15 protein-coding genes are annotated in these 19,129 nt (G+C 72.5%); 5 read left to right on the top strand and 10 right to left on the bottom strand.

Annotation, left to right across the window (positions count from 1 at the left end):
- Positions 1–197: 197 nt before the first annotated feature.
- On the top strand, positions 198–1,091 hold the full coding sequence (locus OG507_RS24940) for a hypothetical protein (RefSeq protein ID WP_327369398.1): 894 nt from the start codon (positions 198–200) through the stop codon (positions 1,089–1,091).
- Positions 1,092–1,151: 60 nt separating this feature from the next.
- On the opposite strand, the gene OG507_RS24935 is transcribed toward OG507_RS24940, so the two are convergent.
- Positions 1,152–2,702, bottom strand: coding sequence for a cell division protein PerM (locus tag OG507_RS24935; protein ID WP_327369397.1), 1,551 nt, complete (start codon positions 2,700–2,702; stop codon positions 1,152–1,154).
- Positions 2,703–2,827: 125 nt separating this feature from the next.
- Here OG507_RS24935 and OG507_RS24930 point away from each other — a divergent pair, with 125 nt between their 5' ends.
- Positions 2,828–3,904, top strand: coding sequence for an RNA polymerase sigma factor (locus OG507_RS24930; protein ID WP_327369396.1), 1,077 nt, complete (start codon positions 2,828–2,830; stop codon positions 3,902–3,904).
- Between the two features lie 152 nt (positions 3,905–4,056).
- On the opposite strand, the gene sucD is transcribed toward OG507_RS24930, so the two are convergent.
- The 8 genes from sucD to OG507_RS24890 form a co-directional block, all read right to left on the bottom strand.
- Positions 4,057–4,941: a succinate--CoA ligase subunit alpha gene (sucD, locus tag OG507_RS24925; RefSeq protein ID WP_327369395.1), complete on the bottom strand. Its 885-nt coding sequence runs from the start codon at positions 4,939–4,941 to the stop codon at positions 4,057–4,059.
- A 21-nt stretch (positions 4,942–4,962) separates the two neighbouring features.
- Positions 4,963–6,144 (bottom strand): ADP-forming succinate--CoA ligase subunit beta, encoded by a 1,182-nt coding sequence (gene sucC, locus OG507_RS24920; protein ID WP_327369394.1) that lies wholly within the window; start codon positions 6,142–6,144, stop codon positions 4,963–4,965.
- Between the two features lie 299 nt (positions 6,145–6,443).
- Positions 6,444–7,244, bottom strand: coding sequence for a hypothetical protein (locus OG507_RS24915; protein ID WP_327369393.1), 801 nt, complete (start codon positions 7,242–7,244; stop codon positions 6,444–6,446).
- A 427-nt stretch (positions 7,245–7,671) separates the two neighbouring features.
- The gene (locus OG507_RS24910) at positions 7,672–8,547 is read right to left on the bottom strand and encodes a hypothetical protein (RefSeq protein ID WP_327369392.1); all 876 of its coding nucleotides are present in this window, start codon (positions 8,545–8,547) and stop codon (positions 7,672–7,674) included.
- Positions 8,548–8,651: 104 nt separating this feature from the next.
- Positions 8,652–9,839 carry a VWA domain-containing protein gene (locus OG507_RS24905; protein WP_327369391.1) on the bottom strand — a complete coding sequence of 396 codons (1,188 nt, stop codon included), beginning with the start codon at positions 9,837–9,839 and terminating at the stop codon, positions 8,652–8,654.
- Complete coding sequence (locus OG507_RS24900; protein ID WP_327369390.1) at positions 9,836–12,244, bottom strand: DUF5682 family protein; 2,409 nt, start codon at positions 12,242–12,244, stop codon at positions 9,836–9,838. Before OG507_RS24900 ends, OG507_RS24905 begins: the two co-directional genes overlap by 4 nt.
- Positions 12,241–13,353: an ATP-binding protein gene (locus tag OG507_RS24895; RefSeq protein ID WP_327369389.1), complete on the bottom strand. Its 1,113-nt coding sequence runs from the start codon at positions 13,351–13,353 to the stop codon at positions 12,241–12,243. The genes OG507_RS24900 and OG507_RS24895 overlap by 4 nt, the downstream gene beginning before the upstream one ends.
- Positions 13,354–13,463: 110 nt before the next feature.
- A complete protein-coding gene (locus tag OG507_RS24890; RefSeq protein ID WP_327369388.1) occupies positions 13,464–13,910 on the bottom strand; it encodes a hypothetical protein in 447 nt (148 codons plus the stop codon).
- Positions 13,911–14,042: 132 nt separating this feature from the next.
- On the opposite strand from OG507_RS24890, the gene OG507_RS24885 reads away from it, so the two are divergent.
- Both OG507_RS24885 and OG507_RS24880 read left to right on the top strand, forming a co-directional pair.
- Positions 14,043–15,464 (top strand): SWIM zinc finger family protein, encoded by a 1,422-nt coding sequence (locus OG507_RS24885; RefSeq protein ID WP_327369387.1) that lies wholly within the window; start codon positions 14,043–14,045, stop codon positions 15,462–15,464.
- 29 nt (positions 15,465–15,493) lie between these two features.
- A complete protein-coding gene (locus tag OG507_RS24880) occupies positions 15,494–17,086 on the top strand; it encodes a DUF5691 domain-containing protein (protein ID WP_327369386.1) in 1,593 nt (530 codons plus the stop codon).
- 128 nt (positions 17,087–17,214) lie between these two features.
- Here OG507_RS24880 and OG507_RS24875 read toward each other — a convergent pair whose 3' ends face one another.
- A complete protein-coding gene (locus OG507_RS24875) occupies positions 17,215–17,628 on the bottom strand; it encodes a cobalamin B12-binding domain-containing protein (protein ID WP_327369385.1) in 414 nt (137 codons plus the stop codon).
- 437 nt (positions 17,629–18,065) lie between these two features.
- On the opposite strand from OG507_RS24875, the gene OG507_RS24870 reads away from it, so the two are divergent.
- A complete protein-coding gene (locus OG507_RS24870) occupies positions 18,066–18,962 on the top strand; it encodes an alpha/beta fold hydrolase (protein WP_327369384.1) in 897 nt (298 codons plus the stop codon).
- The last annotated feature ends 167 nt before the right edge of the window (positions 18,963–19,129 follow it).

Here is a 19,129-nt window from a genome sequence, read left to right as displayed (position 1 = left end):
CCTCGGGGGACCCCCACGGGACGGGGGTGAGAGCCCGCAGCCCGGCTGCGGGGAAGCGCGGGAGCCACCCGGGTGACGGGTATCGGCCACCTGCGCCGTGCTCCCAGCTTTCGGCCCCTCCTGGCCGGGAGGTAGCGTCAGGGGACAGGGAACCGTCCGCAGGGCGGAAATGACGAGATGGGGAAGACGTTCACCATATGCCGGACCGACGCCGCCGCACCGCCTTCCGCCACCCGCTGCCCGAGCGGGCCTCACTGCTGCTGCGGGAGCGCCAGTCCCCCACGGGCTCTTCCTCCTCCTCTTCCGGCCCCTCGGACGACAACCCGTTCGCCGCACCGCCGGGGGACCGACCCGACCAGCCCTGGCAGCCCCGCCACCCCTCGAACGCCACAAACGGCAATGGAAACGGGACCGGTCAGGGGAACGGCGACGGGACGCCCGAGGGCGGCTCCTCCGACGACCGGCCGGTCTGGGGCAGCCAGTGGAGCGATCAGCAGCCCGGCCGCCAGAGCGGCGGCTTCGGCGGCCGCCCCGGAGGCCAGGGCGGTCCGAACCCCCCGGGCGGCCCCGAGGGCAGCCCCGGCGGACTGCGCTGGGACCCGACCGACCCCGCCCAGCGCCGCGCGCGCTACGCGCTGCTCTGCGGGATGTGGTCCTTCTTCTTCGCGCTCTTCGACTTCCCGGAGATCGCCCTGCTGCTCGGGGCACTCGCCGTGTACTGGTCGATCAGCGCGCTCCGGGCGAAGCCGAAGGGCGCGGCCGCGCCGGGCGGCGGCGCCGGAGCGGCCGGGCCCTCCGGTGCACCGGCGGCCGGGGCCCTTCAGGGGTCCGGTTCCGGGCACGCTCCCGCGCCGGGGTCCGCGCCCGGCGCTCCCGTCCCGGGCTACAGCAGGCAGCAGACCACGGCGGCGGTCAGCGGCCTGGTGACGGCGCTGCTGGCACTCTCGATCGTCGCCATGACGTTCACGGTGCAGCTCGTGTACCGCGACTACTACACCTGTGTGAACGACGCCCTGACCAAGTCCGGCCAGCTGGCCTGCAACGACCTGCTGCCGAAGCCGCTGGAACCCTTCTTCGGCGTCAAGAACTGACACCTCGCGGATCTACGGATCTACGGATCTACGGCTTTACGGCTTTACGGATTCACGGATTCACGGATTCACGGACGGCCCGGCCTCGTCAGGCCGGGCCGTCCGTTCGTGCCAGGGGTCGGTCGGCAGAAAGTCGTACGCCTCGGAGTCATCGTCCTCGTCAGGGGCAGCCTTCGCGGGGGAAGCCTTCGCGACGGGTGCGGGTGCGGGTACGGATACGGCAGCGGGTACGGATTCGCGTACGGGCGCGGGCGCGGCTCCCGGACCGGGCGCGGCTTCCTGGCCGGACACCGGCTCGGCGGGCGCGCCCTCGGCCGTTACCGTCTCCTTCGCCTGCCCCCCGCCCCCGCGGCCCTCCCGCAGCCGCCAGGCCCGGAGCAGCAGCGCCCCGGGGACGCCGAGCAGCAGCGCCCACGCCAGGGCCGCCGCACCCGTCAGCCACCACACCGGGCCGAACTCCGCCAGTGAGCCGGTGCCCAGCGGTCCCCCCGCGGCCGCGGCCAGCACTGCCGTACCGGCCCCGCACCCCACCGCCGCCAGTGCGGCCGTCAGCGCCGTCTCCTGCAGGCTCCACGCCCCCTCCCGTCCGGCGGAGACGGGCGCGGCCCGCCGTACCGTGAACCAGGCGACCGTCACCCCGGCCGCGACCGGCACCACCACGGCCGCCCAGTTCGGGACCGTTCCCGGACCCCGGTCCGGCAGCGCGGCGAGCAGCGGGAAGACGGGCAGCGCCGGGCGCCCGGGGAAGGCCAGCGGGGTGACCGTGGACGCCGTGCCGAGCACGAAACCCGGTCCGAGTCCGTACGCGGCGCCCCACACCGCCGCGTTCGGCACCAGCACCAGCGCGAGCAGCAGCACCACGACCCGGCCGGTCCAGTCGCTCGCGAGCTGGACGAACGACTGCTGAGCCGGCTGCGCGTGCCACACCAGCGCCACCGCGACGAGCAGCGCCCCGCCGCCGAGCAGCATGGCCACCCCGGCCGCGGCCGCCCGGCCCGCCGTCCCGGCGCACTCCCTGAACCGGGAACGCGCCAGCTTCCCGCGCAGGCGCACCGGCGCCCAGGACGGCAGCGGTCCGAGCGGGCGCCCTGATGCCGTCCAGACCCCGGCAGCCGCCGCGCCGGTCACCACAACGGCCGAAGGGAAGAGCAATGACGACGCGTCCACGGACAGCGAACCGTCTTGCGCATAGAGCGCGACAGCGGCCCCGACCAGCAGATATCCGCCGCTGACCATGACGAACGCACCCGGCGCCGAAGAGGCCCGCCGCCCCTCGTCGCACTCCAGGGCGTCCCTGGCCGCGCGGTGCACCAGCCACACCGGCACCACGGCGAGCAGCAGCGGCACGAGGCCGACGGGGGCGGGAACCCCGCTGAGCGTGTCGGTCCTGATCAGCTCGGCACCGTGGGCGAGCAGCCAGAGCGCGGCCGCCGTGTGGAGGGCCTCGCCGGGTCCGTCGTCGGGGAACGGGGAGCTGATCCACAGCACCGTGACGAGCACGGTGAGCGCGCCGAGCCCCAGCCCTGCCGCAAGGGCCCCGCGCAGGAAGGTGAAGCCCGGCACGGCGGACCGGCCCTGCTCTGCCAGCAACGACGGGCTGCGTTCGGTCACTTGGGTCACCCGGCCATGCTCCCAACGACACGCGCTTATTCCGTGTAACGGGCGAACAGCCGCCGTGTCGCCCAATATACGTTTATGTACTTTTTCACCCAGCGCGGGCCTGCAAGGGACTCTTCATGACGCGGAGGTCCACCGATGCGGCCGCCGCCCCTCCGCTCCCCTCCCCCAAGGAGCGACGCAATCCGCGTGAGGCGAAGCCCCTGAGTGAAGAGCAGGTCCCGTCCACGAAAGCGCAGTCGCCCGCACCGACCCCTGCGCCGACCCCCGTCGAAGCCACCGGGAGCACCGCCATGGCCCCGACCGAGCCGGGCCCCACCCCCGAACTGTCCGACGCACCCGCCGCACCCGCCGCACCCGGCGTACTCGACGAACCCGACGCACCGGCCGAGGCCTTCGACGCCTTGTACGAGAGCTGCGCCGCCGACCTCTTCCGCCAGACGTTTCTGCTGACCGGGCGTCGGAACCTGTCCCAGGAGTCCGTCGCGCGGGCGTTCGCGCTGGCCTGGGAGCGCTGGCCCGAGGTCGCGGTGGACCGGGATCCGGCGAGCTGGGTGCGGGCCGCCGCGTACGAGTACGCGATGTCGCCCTGGCACCGGCTGCGCCGCACGCACCGCCAACTCGACCCGCCGCCCGCCGAACCCGGTGCGCGCGCCCTGCTCGACGCGCTGCTCGATCTGCCGCCTTCGTACCGCCGCACCCTGCTGCTCTACGACGGTGTCGGCCTGGACCTCCCGGAGACCGCGGCGGAGACCGAGGCCAGCACCCCGGCGGCGGCGAGCAGGCTGATGAACGCGCGTGCCGCGGTCGCCGAGCAGCTGTCCGAGCTGGCGGAACCGTCGTCCCCCGCCGAGCAGTCGGCGCTCCTGCACCGGCAGCTCGGCGCGCTCGCCGACGCCCAGCCCCCCGCCCCGCTCCCCTCGCCGGACGAGGTCCGTACCGGCAGCGAGCTCAAGGCCCAGAAGTGGACCAGAGCGGCCGTCTCCTTCACCGTGCTGCTCATCGGTCTGACGCTGTTCACCCTGGTGACGGCTCCGGCGCGGTACGAAACCCCGCCGTCACCCCCTCAGGAGATCGGCGGGGTGCCGCCGCGCAGTGGTCCGCAGCCGCTGACGCCGCAGGACCTGAAGCTGCAGAAGCTGCTCCGGAAGGAACTCGTACAGGGTCCGTCCCGGCTGGTCCCCGAAGCCGGCTGACGGACAGTCGGGCGGAGGGACGGAAAACGGCGCGGGCCCGTACCCCTGGTCAGGGGTACGGGCCCGCGCCGTCTGTGCGGTGACGCGACACCGCGGTGCTGCTCCGACGCGGTGAGGCGATCGGGTGATCAGGTGATCAGGTGATCAGGTGATCAGGCGCCGAGGATCTCGCGCGCCAGCTTGGCGGTCTCGGTCGGCGTCTTGCCGACCTTGACGCCGGCGGCCTCAAGGGCCTCCTTCTTCGCCTGCGCGGTGCCGGAGGAGCCGGAGACGATGGCGCCGGCGTGGCCCATGGTCTTGCCCTCGGGGGCGGTGAAGCCCGCGACGTAACCGACGACCGGCTTGGTGACGTTCTTCGCGATGAAGTCGGCCGCACGCTCCTCGGCGTCGCCGCCGATCTCGCCGATCATCACGATCAGGTCGGTCTCGGGGTCGGCCTCGAACGCCGCGAGGGCGTCGATGTGCGTCGTACCGATGACCGGGTCGCCACCGATACCGACGGCGGACGAGAAGCCGATGTCACGGAGCTCGTACATCATCTGGTAGGTCAGCGTGCCGGACTTGGACACGAGACCGATGCGGCCGGGCTTGGTGATGTCGCCCGGGATGATGCCGGCGTTGGACTGGCCGGGGGTGATCAGGCCGGGGCAGTTCGGGCCGATGATCCGGGTCTTGTTGCCCTTCGAGCCCGCGTACGCCCAGAAGGCGGCGGAGTCGTGGACGGCGATGCCCTCGGTGATCACGACGGCGAGCGGGATCTCGGCGTCGATCGCCTCGACGACCGCGGCCTTCGCGAAGGCCGGCGGCACGAAGAGGACGGACACGTCCGCGCCGGTCTTCTCGATCGCCTCGGCGACGGAGCCGAAGACCGGTACCTCGGTGCCGTCGAAGTCGACGGTCGTGCCGGCCTTGCGCGGGTTCACGCCGCCGACGATGTTGGTGCCATCGGCCAGCATGAGCTTGGTGTGCTTCATGCCGGTGGCACCGGTCATCCCCTGGACGATGACCTTGCTGTCCTTGGTGAGGAAGATTGCCATGGTGTTGGAGTCCCTCGTCCCTTACTTCGCAGCCGCGGCGAGCTCGGCGGCCTTGTCGGCCGCGCCGTCCATGGTGTCCACGCGCTGAACGAGCGGGTGGTTGGCGTCGGAAAGGATCTTGCGACCCAGCTCCGCGTTGTTGCCGTCGAGGCGCACGACCAGCGGCTTGGTGACTTCCTCGCCCTTGGACTTGAGCAGCTCAAGTGCCTGGACGATGCCGTTGGCGACCTCGTCGCACGCGGTGATGCCGCCGAAGACGTTGACGAAGACGGACTTGACGTCCGGGTCGCCGAGGATGATCTCCAGGCCGTTCGCCATGACCTCGGCGGAGGCGCCGCCACCGATGTCGAGGAAGTTGGCGGGCTTCACGTTGCCGTGGTTCTCACCGGCGTACGCGACGACGTCCAGCGTCGACATGACCAGACCGGCACCGTTACCGATGATGCCGACCTCGCCGTCGAGCTTGACGTAGTTGAGGTTCTTGGCCTTGGCGGCAGCCTCGAGCGGGTTGGCTGCGGCCTTGTCCTCGAGCGCCTCGTGCTCGGGCTGGCGGAAGTCGGCGTTCTCGTCGAGCGAGACCTTGCCGTCCAGGGCCAGGATGTCGCCGTTGGCGACCTTGGCGAGCGGGTTGACCTCGACGAGGAGCGCGTCCTCGGCGACGAAGGTGTCCCACAGCGTCACCAGGACCTCGGCGACCTTCTCGGCCACCTCGGTCGGGAACTTGGCCTGCGCGACGATCTCGCGGGCCTTCTCGATCGTGACGCCGTCGACGGCGTTGACCGGGACCTTCGCGAGGGCCTCGGGGGTCTTCTCCGCGACCTCCTCGATGTCCATGCCGCCCTGCACCGAGGCCATGGCCAGGAAGGTGCGGTTGGTGCGGTCGAGGAGGTACGAGACGTAGTACTCCTCAAGAATCTCCGGCGCGGTCTCGGCGATCATCACCTTGTGGACCGTGTGGCCCTTGATGTCCATGCCGAGAATGTCGGTCGCGCGGGCGACCGCCTCGTCGGGGGTGGCTGCCAGCTTGACGCCACCGGCCTTGCCTCGGCCACCGACCTTCACCTGCGCCTTGACGACAGACTTGCCGCCCAGCCGCTCGGTCGCCTCGCGGGCTGCCTCAGGCGTGTCGATGACTTCACCGGCCAGCACCGGTACACCGTGCTTGGCGAAGAGGTCCCTCGCCTGGTACTCGAACAGGTCCACGCGCGTCCGTCCCTTTTCAATGGTCTCGCGGTTCGTTTTCAGCGTGGGCGTGCCGCGAGGGGCATCGTGACTGCTCTGTCACCAGGAAGGCGCACACGGTGACCCGGGGTACGCGGCATGTCCATCCCGCAGGTTATCCCCGCGCTCCGCAGGACCCTAAATTGCAGATCACACCTGAGCGGTGATTACGGTCACAGATCCCGCCGGAGCCCGGGACGCAGCAGGCAGAAGGGCCTTGCGCGGTGCGGCGGGGACGCGTCCCGGACCGGGTGGGGACGCCCGGTCCGGGAGCGCCGGTCTCAGACGCCCCGGGCGGGGTACCCGAGGGTGCCGAAGGAGGGCAGCGCGCCTCCCGCATCGGTCACATACGCCGGGGTGATCGAGGTCAGGCCCTCGGCGCCGTACACCGCGTTCCCGACCGTGGGACGTACGTCGTCGCCGACCGTGGCGACGAGACCGCCCGCGAACGGCTCCGCCTGGGCGCCGACGCCCTGCGCCAGCGGCATCACACGGCTGGTGACGCCCGCGGCGAACGGCTGGACCGCGCCCGTCACACCCTGGGCCAGCGGCTGGACCTCGGTCGTCACTCCTTGAACGAAGGGCACCGCGGCCTGCTGCACGACGCCCTCGGCGAACGGCGTGACCTCGGCGACCACGCCCTGGACGAGAGTGGAGACATCACCGAGCACCTGGCCGACGACCGGCAGCACCACGGAGACGGCGTCGGCGGCGACGGGCGGCAGCACGGCATCGCTGGTCTGACGGACGACCCGCGCGGCCTGGGCGGTGGCCCGGGTGACGATCCCGTTGTTCTGCGCGATGTCCTGCGCTGTGTCCTGCGCTGTGTCCTGCGCTGTGGTGAGAGCGCCGGGGGTCGCGGTCTGCGCGTGGGCGGCGTAGCCGGGGATCTGCTCGATCGGGCCGAAGAGGTAGTCGATGGGCGCCTCGGGTGCGGCCGGGACGCCCCGCAGGAGCTGTTCGTCCAGGAAGCCCTGCGGGGCCAGGACGTCGGAGCGGCCGACGGCGTCGCGGAGCGCGCCGGTGGCCTGGTCCCCGGCGCCCGTGACCGCGTCGCCCGTGACCTGGTCCCGGACCCGCATCGGCCCGGCCGGCCGGGGCGGCGGACGTGGCGCCCCTGGCCGCGGACGTCGCTTCGGCGGCCTTGGCCGCGACCGCGCCCTTCGCCCCGTCGACCTTCGTCCCGAGGGTGTCCTTGAGGGTGCCGACCGCCTCGGTCCCGTCCACACCGTTGACCACGTCGGCGGCGTCGGCGGCGTCGGCGGCGTCGACGGCGTGATCGGGGGTGGACAGCGGTACGGAGACGGGCAGTTCGTCCGCGTTGGCCGCGGCGGTGCCGAGGGCCCACATTCCGGTGGCGGTGGCGGCGACAGCTATGGAGCGGCGGATGTTCTTGTGCATGTGTGTGTCAGATCCTTCGAATTCGTTTCGGCGGTCCGGAACTGTCCGGACGGCGGGCAGACCTGTTCCGCCCCCGCGCGGCAGGTCGGGGCGGGGGAACGTGCTGCCCTAACCGGGGAATTCGAGGATGTCGCCGGATCTGTCGCGGACCGGTGCGGCGGTCGCCGGGAGGCCCGCACCCCGTATGAGTCCGAAGAAGGAGCCGCCCGTGAACGGGACGGCGTGCTGGTCGCCGTTGCCCGGCGCATGGGCCTCGGCGGATGCGGAACGGCCGGGGCCGCGGGCGGGATCGTACGGCGCCCGCTCGGACACCGGCCGGTACTCCGGCACGGCGGCCCGCTGGGCGCCCCGCACCGCTGCGTCGCGCAACGCTGCGAACCCGCCGGGACCGGCTGTCGCCGCAGGGGTGTACGCATGGATGGAGTGCGGTGCGACGGGGGTCCGCGCGCTGTCCTCGGCTGGGCCGTGGACCGTACGCGGGACGGTGGGCGGATCGGTGGGGGCCGGTGTGCGGGTGTCCGGCAGCGTCAGCCGCGCCGGCCCGACGGGGACCGCGTCGACGACGCCAGTGGCCACCGTACGGAGAAGCATCCGGGCGTCGGCATCGGCCTCTTGAACGTGCTGGACGGGTTCGGCCTGCTGCGCGAGAGGCCTGGCTGTGGCTTCGGCTGTGGCGTGGACGGCCGAGGCTATTGCCGCCTCACCGGCAGGCTCTGTGCCCAGGACGTCCGCCGGACCGGACTGCGCGTCGGCAGCCGAATCCGCGGCCAGTCGCGCATCCGGCTCAACTGCCGTGCGGATGACCGTGGTTCCCGTGCCGGAGAGCGTCGCAGCGGCCTGCTCCGACGCGTAGGCCCGCGTCCCGAAGAGAAGGACCAGGGCCAGCAGTCCACCGAGGAACAGGATCACCTGCAGCGCACGCCGGGCGACCGGCCCGCGCCGAAGGCGCGGATCGGTGGCGGCGTGAACGGCTGCGGTGGTCACGTGGAGGTGAGCCCTCTCAGGATGGCGCGGACCGCGGAACGCGGTCCTCCGCGGGTGACGGGACGATGCTTGCACGAACCTCCCGGGGTCACGCAAGCCCCTTGTTACTGATGGGTCTCCTTGTCCGGTATGGGAAGCGGCCTCTTCTCGATCGCCGCTGCCATCACCTCCGGGAAGAGGTCCGGGGTGCATGCGAACGCTGGTGCGCCCAGGGCTCCGAGGGCCGCCGCGTGGTCGCGGTCGTAGGCGGGCGCGCCCTCGTCGGACAGCGCGAGCAGCGTCACGAACTGCACACCGGAGGCCTTCATCGCTGCTACCCGCTTCAGCATCTCGTCGCGTATGCCGCCCTCGTAGAGGTCGCTGATGAGGACGACGACGGTGTCGGCGGGGCGGGTGATCTTCGACTGGCAGTACGCGAGCGCCCGGTTGATGTCGGTGCCGCCGCCGAGCTGGGTGCCGAAGAGTACGTCGACGGGGTCGTCGAGCTGGTCGGTGAGGTCGACCACGGCCGTGTCGAAGACGACGAGCCTGGTCTGCAGGGTGCGCATGGAGGCGAGCACCGCGCTGAACACGGAGGCGTAGACGACGGAGGCAGCCATCGACCCCGACTGGTCGATGCAGAGGATGACGTCCTTCTTGACGGACTGCGCGGCCCGTCCATAGCCGATGAGCCGCTCGGGGACGACGGTGCCGTACTCGGGGAGGTAGTTCTTGAGGTTGGCCCGGATGGTGCGGTTCCAGTCGATGTCGTGGTGGCGGGGCCTGTTGATCCTGGCCGAGCGGTCGAGTGCGCCGGTGAGTGTGGCCCGGGTGCGGGTCGCCAGCCGCTTCTCCAGGTCGTCGACGACCTTGCGCACGACGGTTCTTGCGGTCTCCTTCGTCGTCTCGGGCATGGCCTTGTTGAGCGAGAGGAGTGTGCCGACGAGATGGACGTCCGCCTCGACCGCCTCCAGCATCTCCGGCTCCAGGAGCAGCGCGGAGAGGCCGAGCCGGTCGATCGCGTCGCGCTGCATGACCTGGACGACGGAGCTGGGGAAGTACGTGCGGATGTCGCCGAGCCAGCGGGCCACGGAGGGGGCGGAGGCCCCGAGCCCGGCCGAGCGGTTGCTCCCGCCCCGGCCCCCGGGCTTCCCCCCTCCGCCGTACAGCGCGTTCAGCGCGCCGTCCATCGCCGCGTCGCGTCCGGTGAGGGTGCAGCCGGTGCTCTCGGCGCTGTCCCCGCCCAGGACCAGCCGCCACCGGCGCAGCCGCTCGTCGTTCGCCGGTGTGGTCCCGGCCATGTTCGTCGTCATCCCGTTGCCCCCAGCGGTTCCTCGGCGTTCTCGGCTCTGTTGTCCGGATCGTCCGGGTCGGCGTCGAGCCCGAGCAGGAGGCGCAGCACCGGCAGCACCGCGTCGGCCCGTGCCCCGTCGAGTACTGGTCCGAAGCCGGGTGCCGTGGCGCCGGAACCGGTCCCGGCGCCGAAAGTTGACGGTCCCCCGGCGGCCGGACCGCGCCGCACGAGTTCGCCGAGTGTGCGCCGTACGCCCGCTTCGTACGCCGAGAAGGTTCGGCGCAGCAGGGGCAGCACATCGGCGAAGGTGTCGGCGGGAACCCCGGTGAGCCAGGCGTCGACCAGGCCGAGCAGCCGCTCGTCGTGGACGAGGAGCATGCCGCCCCCGGCGGCACCGCCGACGAATCCCTCGATCCAGGCCGCGGCGTCGGCCGGCGGTGTGCCGGGCGAGAGGGCCAGGCCCATCAGGCGTGCCGCGTCGTCCTCCGCGAGCCGTCCTTCGTCGAGCAGCAGGCGGGCGGCTCGGCCCCGGATGACACCCGCGACCGTGTCCCGGGCGGCGAGCTTGTGCAGTACGGCGGTCCAGCGCCCGCGCAGCCCGTTAGCACCCGTGTCCGCGTCCCCATTCGGCCGAACGGCTCCGGTGAGCAGCCCGATCGCGGTGTGGACCCCGTCCACCCGGCGGCGCAGTTCGGCGGCGCCGTCGGCGTCGAGCCCGGTGCAGGCGGGTGGCAGTCCGACGCAGATCCGCTCGGCGAGTCCGGCGGCGACCTCGCCGAGGGCGGTGGTGTCCGTGGACCGCACATCTCCGTAGCGCAGGGTGCGGGCCAGGGCGGGCAGGGCTTCGGCGAGATGGCCGACGTCGGCGTCGAGTGCGGCACGGTCGGCGAGGGCGCGCATCACCACGGGCAGCGCGTCGGGCAGTTCGGCGAGGAGGCAGTGCTCGGCAAGCGCGGTGACCTCGGCTAGTGCGGTCGCCGAAGCCGCCTGGAACCCGGCCCTGGCGGTCGCCGCGGCAAGCACGGTGGTACCCCAGGTCCCGGCCTCCGCGACCTGTACGTACAGCTCGGGTTCCCAGCGCAGCCGCCAGCTCTCCCGGAAGGTGCCGGTGCTCCCCCGGCCGACGGCCGGTTCGCCCCAGCCGACTGCGAGGAGCCGGAGCCGGTGCAGCAGGCGGCTGCGGGCCGCGTCGGTGTCCTTGCGCAGGTCGAGCTCCAACTCCCGCTCCAGCGCCTCCGGTTTGAGCCGGAGCGTGCGCTGCTGCCGAATGAGGTCGCGCTGCAGGGGCACGGCGGGGGCGGTGTCCGGTACTTCGCCGAGTGTCTCTCCGACGATCAGCCGGTCCTGTACGAGCGCGAGCGGCACGTCGGAGCCTTCGCACATCACGGCCCGAATCGCGTCGGTCGTCTCGCCCAGCCCGGCGAGCGGGCGGCCACGCAGGGCGGCGAGGGTCCCGGCGAGCCGGACGGCCTCGATGACATGGGCGGACGAGACGAACCGGCCCTCGTCACGCAGGAGTCCGGCGACCTTGGTCATCCACCGCTCGATCGGGCGGTTGGCCGCCTCGAAGAGGTGTCCGTACCAGCCGGGCGAGTCGATGCCCGCCCCGTATCCGCTGTGCCGGGCGAGCCGGCGGTGCGACCAGGGCACCCAGGTCAGCTCGGCCTTGACCTTGGGCAGCCCCTTGAGCAGGGCCCGGTCGGCGGCGAGTGTGGTTCGCGTGCCGAGCGCGGGCACATGCCAGGCACCGCAGACGACCGCGACGTCGGCGCCGAATTCCTTCACCGCCTTTCGCAGTTGGATGCGCATATGCGCCTCGCGGACGGTGTCACGGGGATGGCCGCCGTCCCCGTACACCTCGCGCAGGGCCGTCATCGCCTCGGCGAGCGCGGCGAACGGGGCCCGTGGGTCGACGGCCTCGCCGCCCTGGGTGCGGTGTTCGACGACGTCCTCCCACCAGCGCTCCGGGTCGTCGTAACCCGCCGTCCCGGCCAGTACGCCGATGGGGTCGATCGGAACGTGTGCGTGCGAAGTGCCGGTGGACGGCTCCCCGTCCGGGCCCGTTTCGCGTTCCGCTGCCTGCGTCATGGCCAGGGAGTTCGCGGCGGGCAGGTCGATGAAGCGCACCGGCACGTCGTGCGCCAGCGCCCAGCGGACCGCGACCCACTCGGGCGAGAACGCGGCCAGTGGCCAGAACGCCGCCTGCCCTGGGTCGTCCACGGCATGGGCGAGGAGCGCGACCGGCGGCCGCATCTGCTCGTCGGCGGCCAGCGGCAGCAGTGCGTCACCCTCCGGAGGTCCTTCGATGAGCACCGCCCGTGGGCGGGCGGCGTCCAGGGCCGCACGGACTGCTCGGGCCGAGCCCGGGCCGTGGTGCCGCACACCCAGCAGCAGCGGTCCGACGGGACGCGCGGCCCCGGTCATGCGGATACCTCGCGGCAGGCGCGGTAGAAGTCCTTCCACCCGTCCCGCTCGCGGACCACGGTCTCCAGATACTCCTGCCAGACCACCCGGTCGGCCGCCGGATCGCGGACGACCGCGCCGAGGATGCCCGCCGCCACATCTCCGGGGCGCAGCACCCCGTCCCCGAAATGCGCGGCCAGTGCGAGGCCGTTGGTGACGACGGAGATCGCCTCGGCCGTCGAGAGCGTCCCCGAGGGGGATTTGAGCTTGGTGCGGCCGTCGGCGGTGACGCCGTCGCGCAGTTCGCGGAAGACCGTGACGACGCGCCGGATCTCGGCCATGCCGTCGGGAGCGGCCGGGAGGTCGAGCGAGCGCCCGATCTGATCGACGCGCCGGGACACGATGTCGACCTCCGCGTCGGGAGTGGCCGGCAGCGGCAGCACGACGGTGTTGAACCGGCGGCGCAGCGCGCTGGACAGCTCGTTGACCCCGCGGTCGCGGTCGTTGGCGGTGGCGATGACGTTGAATCCGCGGACCGCCTGGACCTCCTGGCCCAGTTCGGGGACGGGGAGCGTCTTCTCCGAGAGGATCGTGATGAGCGAGTCCTGCACATCGGCGGGGATGCGGGTGAGCTCCTCGATCCGTGCGGTCATGCCGTCGGACATGGCGCGCATAAGCGGGCTGGGCACCAGGGCGTCGCGGCTGGGGCCGTGCGCGAGCAGTTGTGCGTAATTCCAGCCGTAGCGGACGGCTTCCTCCGGGGTGCCCGCCGTGCCCTGGACGAGCAGCGTCGAGTCGCCACTGACGGCGGCCGCGAGATGCTCGGATACCCAGGTCTTGGCGGTGCCGGGAACTCCGAGGAGGAGCAGGGCCCGGTCGGTGGCGAGTGTGGTCACGGCGACTTCGACGAGGCGGCGCGGGCCCACGTACTTGGGTGTGATCACCGTGCCGTCCGGCAGTGTGCCACCGAGCAGGTAGGTGGCGACGGCCCATGGCGACAGCTGCCAACGGGCGGGCCGCGGGCGGTCGTCGGCCGCGGCGAGCGCCTTCAGCTCATGGGCGAAGGCGTCCTCGGCATGCGGTCGCAGGGCCTGCGCGCCGACGGCGGCGGTGGTTTCGGACACGGTCATGGATCCCCCTCCAGATCGGTCGACCTGTTGTGGTTCCCACCGTGCACCATGGCACTGACAATCGGCCCCGACGCAGGTCAGGGCCGATTCGCCCGCTGCGGGCGGAGAGTTCAGCCGCCCACCGGCGAGACGGTGATGCAGCCGCCCGCGGTGATGAGCCCCTCACCCTCGGCCTTCTTGATGACCTTGCCCTCGTGCGTGATCGAGCAGGCGACGTCGGCCCCCGCCTCGTCCAGGGCGATCGGCATGACGGCGGGCGGCATGATCCCTCGCAGCGTGACCGTCTTCCGCCACGGCAGGGTGGGGGACTTGACCGTCTCGATCTCCGGGTCCATGGCCTTGCCGCCGCCCGCGTGGAACTGGATCTCGTCGACGCTCGTGCCGGTGACCTCGTAGGTGACCTCGTACGTCTCGTCCACGGCCTTGTCCACCTGGTCGACGGCCTCGGAGCACGCCCCGAGGCCCACGGCGAGACCGAGAACGACGGCTGCGGAGACGGCAGTCCGGATGGTGCGGCCGTTACGGATGGTGTGGATGTTGCGGATGCTGTGGCTCATCGGTTGATCCCCCGGATCCATGAGTCTGGAACTCGCAGCGAATCGCAAAGAGAGAGTCAGGTCAAGCTGCTTACGAGACGACGAAAAGGCAGGTCAGGCCAATTGTCAGTGGCGCGTTCTACCGTCGTTCCCATGCTGCTATCTCACGGGGGAGAACCCTTGCGCACCGCCGCCCCGGCGGCGCGCTGGACGGCGGAGCAGGTCCTGGCCCTGGCTCCTGACGAGGCATCACGCAAGGCGGGGAGCAGACTCGGTTCGGCCGGTCCGTGGTCGGGCGGCGGGTGTGACGGTTCGGGTGCGGTGTGGGGGCTGTGCAAGGGCAGCGGGAGCAAGCCGTATCAGACGGTGATCGACACCACCGGCCCTGCGTACAAGTGCAGTTGCCCCAGCCGGAAGTTCCCGTGCAAGCACGCGCTGGGACTGCTGCTGGTCTGGTCGGCCGGCGAATCGGCCCTGCCCGCGGGCGAGGTGCCGGACTGGGCCGGTGAGTGGCTGACGGGCCGTCGCGAGCGCGCGGCGGAGAAGGAGGAGAAAGGCGGGGCGGCGGCGGGCGCCCCGGCCGCGGGCCCGGCCGACCCCGAGGCTGCCCGGCGGCGCGCCGAGCGCCGGGCCGAGCGGATCACCGGCGGCACACGGGAGCTGGAGCAGCGGCTGACGGATCTGCTGCGCGGCGGCCTGGCAGCGGCCGACCAGTCGGGGTACGGGCTGTGGGAGGAGACGGCGGCCCGTATGGTCGACGCCCAGGCACCCGGACTGGCTGCCCGCGTAAGGGAATTGGGGGCTGTCCCGGCGTCCGGGCCGGACTGGCCTGCGCGGCTGCTGGAGGAGTGCGCGCTGCTGCACATGCTGGACAGCGCATGGCTGGGGATCGACCGGCTGCCGGAGCCGCTGGCGGCCACGGTCCGTACGCGAGTGGGACTGACCGCCCCCGCCGAGGGCCCGCCGGTCCGCGACCACTGGCTGGTCCTCGCCCAGTACGACACCCCGGACGGCAAGATCGTCACGCGCCGCATCTGGCTGTACGGAAGGGGCTCGGGCCGCACGGCACTGCTGCTCTCCTTCGGGGCGGCCGGGCGCTCCCCCGGGCCGGCACTGCCGGTGGGCGTCACGATCGACGCCGAGATCACTCCGTACCGGGGGGCCGGGCAGCTTCGCGCGGAGCTGGGCGGACAGTTCGGCGCGCCGGTGTCGGCCGGCGCTCCCCCGCCGGGCTCCACGGCGGCTGCCGCGATCGCCGCGTACGGGCACGCCCTGCGGGACGATCCCTGGCTGGACGCCTGGCCGGTGACGCTGCGCGAGGTCATACCCGTGCCGTCCGGGGACGGCTGGCAGCTGGTCGACGCGGTGGGCGATGCGGCCCTGCCCGTCGCCCCGGCGGCGCTGTCCCGGCCCGGGCTGTGGAAGCTCGTCGCGCTCTCCGGCGGCCGTCCGGTCACGGTCTTCGGCGAATGCGGCCACCGCGGCTTCGACCCGTTCGCGGCCTGGTCCACGGGCACGGACACCGACGGCATCGGCGGCGTCGTCATGACGTCCGGGACCGTGCCGCTTATCTGACGCTGGATTCGACGTTCGAAGGGGGATCAATGTCTCGCACCATCACGCACGCGCCATGGGATGAGCTCGTCACCTCGGCGCTTCTCGGCACCGACCGCCGCCCGGTCGAGGGGGGCGGCGGACCGGCCGGGCTGCTGGACGCGGCGGCGCTGCACACCGTGCGGCGCAGGGCGGGGCTCCTGCCCGCCCCCGCGGCCGCCCGGCCCGAACCGGCGCCCGCCGACCCGCGGCCGCCGCTGCCCCCGGCCGCGCGGCACAGGCTCGCCCAGCTCCTCGCGGACCGGTCGGCACCGGGCGGCGCGAGCGGCCGGCGCGGTACGGCCCCCGATCTCACGGAGCTGATCCCGCAGTGGCTGGCCACCGCCGATCAACAGGGGTTCCGGGCTCCGGCCGCGCTGCTCCCGGCCCTGCTGGACGCGGCCAGGTCCCGTACCGATCTGCGGCCCCAGGCGCTGGCCTTCGCCGGACCGCGCGGGCTGTGGCTGGCCGGGCTGAACCCGGAGTGGAAGTTCGCGCTACGAGGCTCGTCCGGCGGCTCACCGCTGCCCGATGTCACCGAGCCGGAAGCGGTTGCCCGGCTGTGGGAGGAGGGTCTCTTCGCCGAACGGGTCGCCCTGCTCGGGGCCGTACGGGCGCATGATCCGGCCGAAGCGCTCGCGCTGCTCGCCTCCACGTGGCCGACCGAACGCGCCGAGGACCGGCTGATGTTCCTCGACTCGCTGCGCACCGGTCTGTCCTCGGTGGACGAGGCCTTCCTGGAACGGGCCCTCTCCGACCGCAGCCGCAATGTCCGCTCGACGGCCGCCGAACTGCTTTCCGCGCTGCCGGAGTCGGCGTTCGCCGGACGGATGGCGGCCCGCGCGACGTCCTGTGTGAGCCCGGACCTCACGGGCGACGAGGCTTGCGTCGCCGTGGAGGCCCCGCACGAATGCGATGCGTCGATGGAGCGCGACGGTGTGGTGGCGGCGGCGCCGTCCGGGCGGGGCGAACGGTCCTGGTGGCTGGGCCAGTTGGTGGAGGCGAGTCCGCTCGCCACCTGGCCGGTGCGTTTCGGTGGCCGCACCGCGCGGGAGATCGTCGACCTGCCGGTGGCCGACGGTTGGGCCGAGGAACTGCACGCGGCGTGGTGCCGGGCGGCGGTGCGGCAGCGGGATCCCGAGTGGGCCCGCGCGCTGCTCGGCGCTCCCTCCGTCCCCCCGTCGAACGGTCCCGGTACGGCGTCGCTCGCCGAGCGCTCGAAGCTCCTCGCCATACTTCCCGCTGCCGAACGGGCCGAATGGGTGGCCGACTTCATCGCGGCGCACGGCCTGTCGGAAGCCTTCCAGTTGCTCGGGGTCTGCCCGACCCCCTGGGCCGATCCCCTCGGCCGCTCGGTCGTCGACGCCCTGGACATCGCCCGGGACGCGGGCAGCTACCCCTGGAGCTTCAGCGGCGTCATGGGCCTCGCCGAGCGCTGCCTGAACCCGGCCGAGGCGGACCGCCTGGAGGTTCTCACGACCACCCCGGACGAACCGGAGAACGCCTCGCCCGGCGCGAACGGCTACTGGTCGGAGGCCTTCCAACGCCTGGTCTCCACACTGCGACTGCGCGCGGCGATGGACCGGGAGCTGATACGGGCCTGAGGGCCCTGGAGCCTCCCCGGCGCGCCGCCCCGGACACCCGGACACCCGGGCAGCCGGGCAGCCGGGCAGCCGGGCAGCCGGGACCAGGCAAACGCGTCTGTCGGCCCGCTGCCCCGGGGCGGGAGGGGTCAGGCGTCGGCGGGGTGGCGGATGTTTGCGTTGACCCAGGCGACGATCGATGCCGTCGTCGCGCCGGGGGTGAAGATCTCCGCGACGCCCTGCTCCTTCAGCGGAGCGATGTCCGCCTCCGGGATGATGCCGCCGCCGAAGACCTTGATGTCCTCCGCCTCGCGCTCCTTCAGCAGCTCGATCACCTTGGCGAAGAGCGTGTTGTGCGCACCGGAGAGGATCGAGAGGCCGATCGCGTCGGCGTCCTCCTGGATCGCGGTGTCCACGATCTGCTCGGGCGTCTGGTGGAGCCCGGTGTAGATGACCTCCATACCGGCATCGCGCAGCGCCCGCGCGATCACCTTGGCGCCGCGGTCATGGCCGTCGAGGCCCGGCTTGGCCACCACCACACGGATCGGACCGGTCACACCCATCACTGCCTCCACATGCGTCTCCCGTGCCTGAAGGGCCGGGGATGTGAACGAACGTTATCGCCAGCATCCCGCACCCCGCCGTTTCGCGGTGGACGGGGAGGGGGAAATCACACGTGGGACATGTTCACCGGGCGCCGTTCCCGCTTGACGCGGCACATCTGCCGTGCGGGACCGGCCGCCAGGGGAGCCGCCAGAGGTCGCCGTACCACCGCGCCGCCAGCCGCGCGGCACGGTGGTACGGCCTGCCGGGCCCGGTCGTCATCGGGCCCGGCAGCCGATCGCCCGCCGGTCACCGCCGGTGAGCAGGGGCCTGCGAATTCGGGGCCGCGCCCCGGCCTGACGGCCGGGCGGGCCGCCCGTACCTCCGCAACGGCACCCCACGAGGGCATACGGGGACCGGAGCCGCCTCCCCGCTTGCCGAAGCAGGAGGTCGGCCAATGAAGGTCCTGCCTTTCCTTCCCCTACTGCTGCGCCGGCCGTGTCTGTGCTGCGCGCGGCTGTCATCCGCACTGCTCAAGGCCACCGCACTGGAACTGGTGGTCCTCGCCGGGCATGTGCTCCTCTACCCCACCGGCATCACCGGCGGGCGGCCTCCCTCGCAACGCCCGGCCGGACCGGCCGCCGCACCGCCGAACACCACCGCACCCGCGGGGACCTCCGCCCTCCCCGCCGGGGACAGCGATCGACTGCCCGTCGTGCTCCTGCACGGCTTCATCGACAACCGTTCGGTCTTCGTCCTGCTCCGCCGCTCCCTCGCCCGGCACGGCTGGCGCCATCTGGAGTCGCTCAACTACTCGCCGCTGACCTGCGACATCCGCACGGCGGCCGAACTGCTCGGGCGGCACGTCGAGGAGATCTGCGCCCGCACCGGGCACCATCGGGTCGACATCGTCGGGCACAGCCTCGGCGGCCTGATCGCCCGCTACTTCGTACAGCGGCTGGGCGGTGACCAGCGGGTCCGCACCCTGGTCACCCTCGGCACACCGCACGGGGGCACGGCCGTCGCCCCGCTGGCGAGCGCTCACCCCATCGTGCGCCAGATGCGTGCGGGCTCCGCGCCGATCGAGGAACTGCGCAGGCCCGCGCCCGACTGCCGCACCCGGTTCGTCAGCTTCTGGAGCGAGCTGGACCGGGTGATCGTCCCGGCCGAGTCGGCCTGCATCGACCATCCGGATCTCGATGCGCTGAACGTACGCGTCTGCGGGATCGGCCATCTCGCACTCCCCGTGCACCCGACCGTCGCCGCCGCCGTCCGGCAGGCGCTGGAATCCCACGGCTCGACGATCGGGACCAATGGAACGACGGGGGCCACCGGAACAGCTTCGGTTGCCTGATCCGGAATAGCCCGCTCCGGAATGTCCCACCCCGCCCCATCCCGCCTCACCCCACCCCGCACCACCCCCGCCGGACACTCAGCAAATAGAACGCGTTTCGAACATAGAGCCAAGGCTGTGTGGACAGCCCGTCGAAAGACGGCCGATTGCCCGTTTCCTGAGCCACC

The sequence above is a fragment of the Streptomyces sp. NBC_01217 genome (assembly GCF_035994185.1).
Lineage (GTDB): Bacteria > Actinomycetota > Actinomycetes > Streptomycetales > Streptomycetaceae > Streptomyces.
The sequence above is the reverse complement of the archived record's forward strand: the minus strand, read 5'-3'. Positions and strand labels throughout refer to the sequence as shown.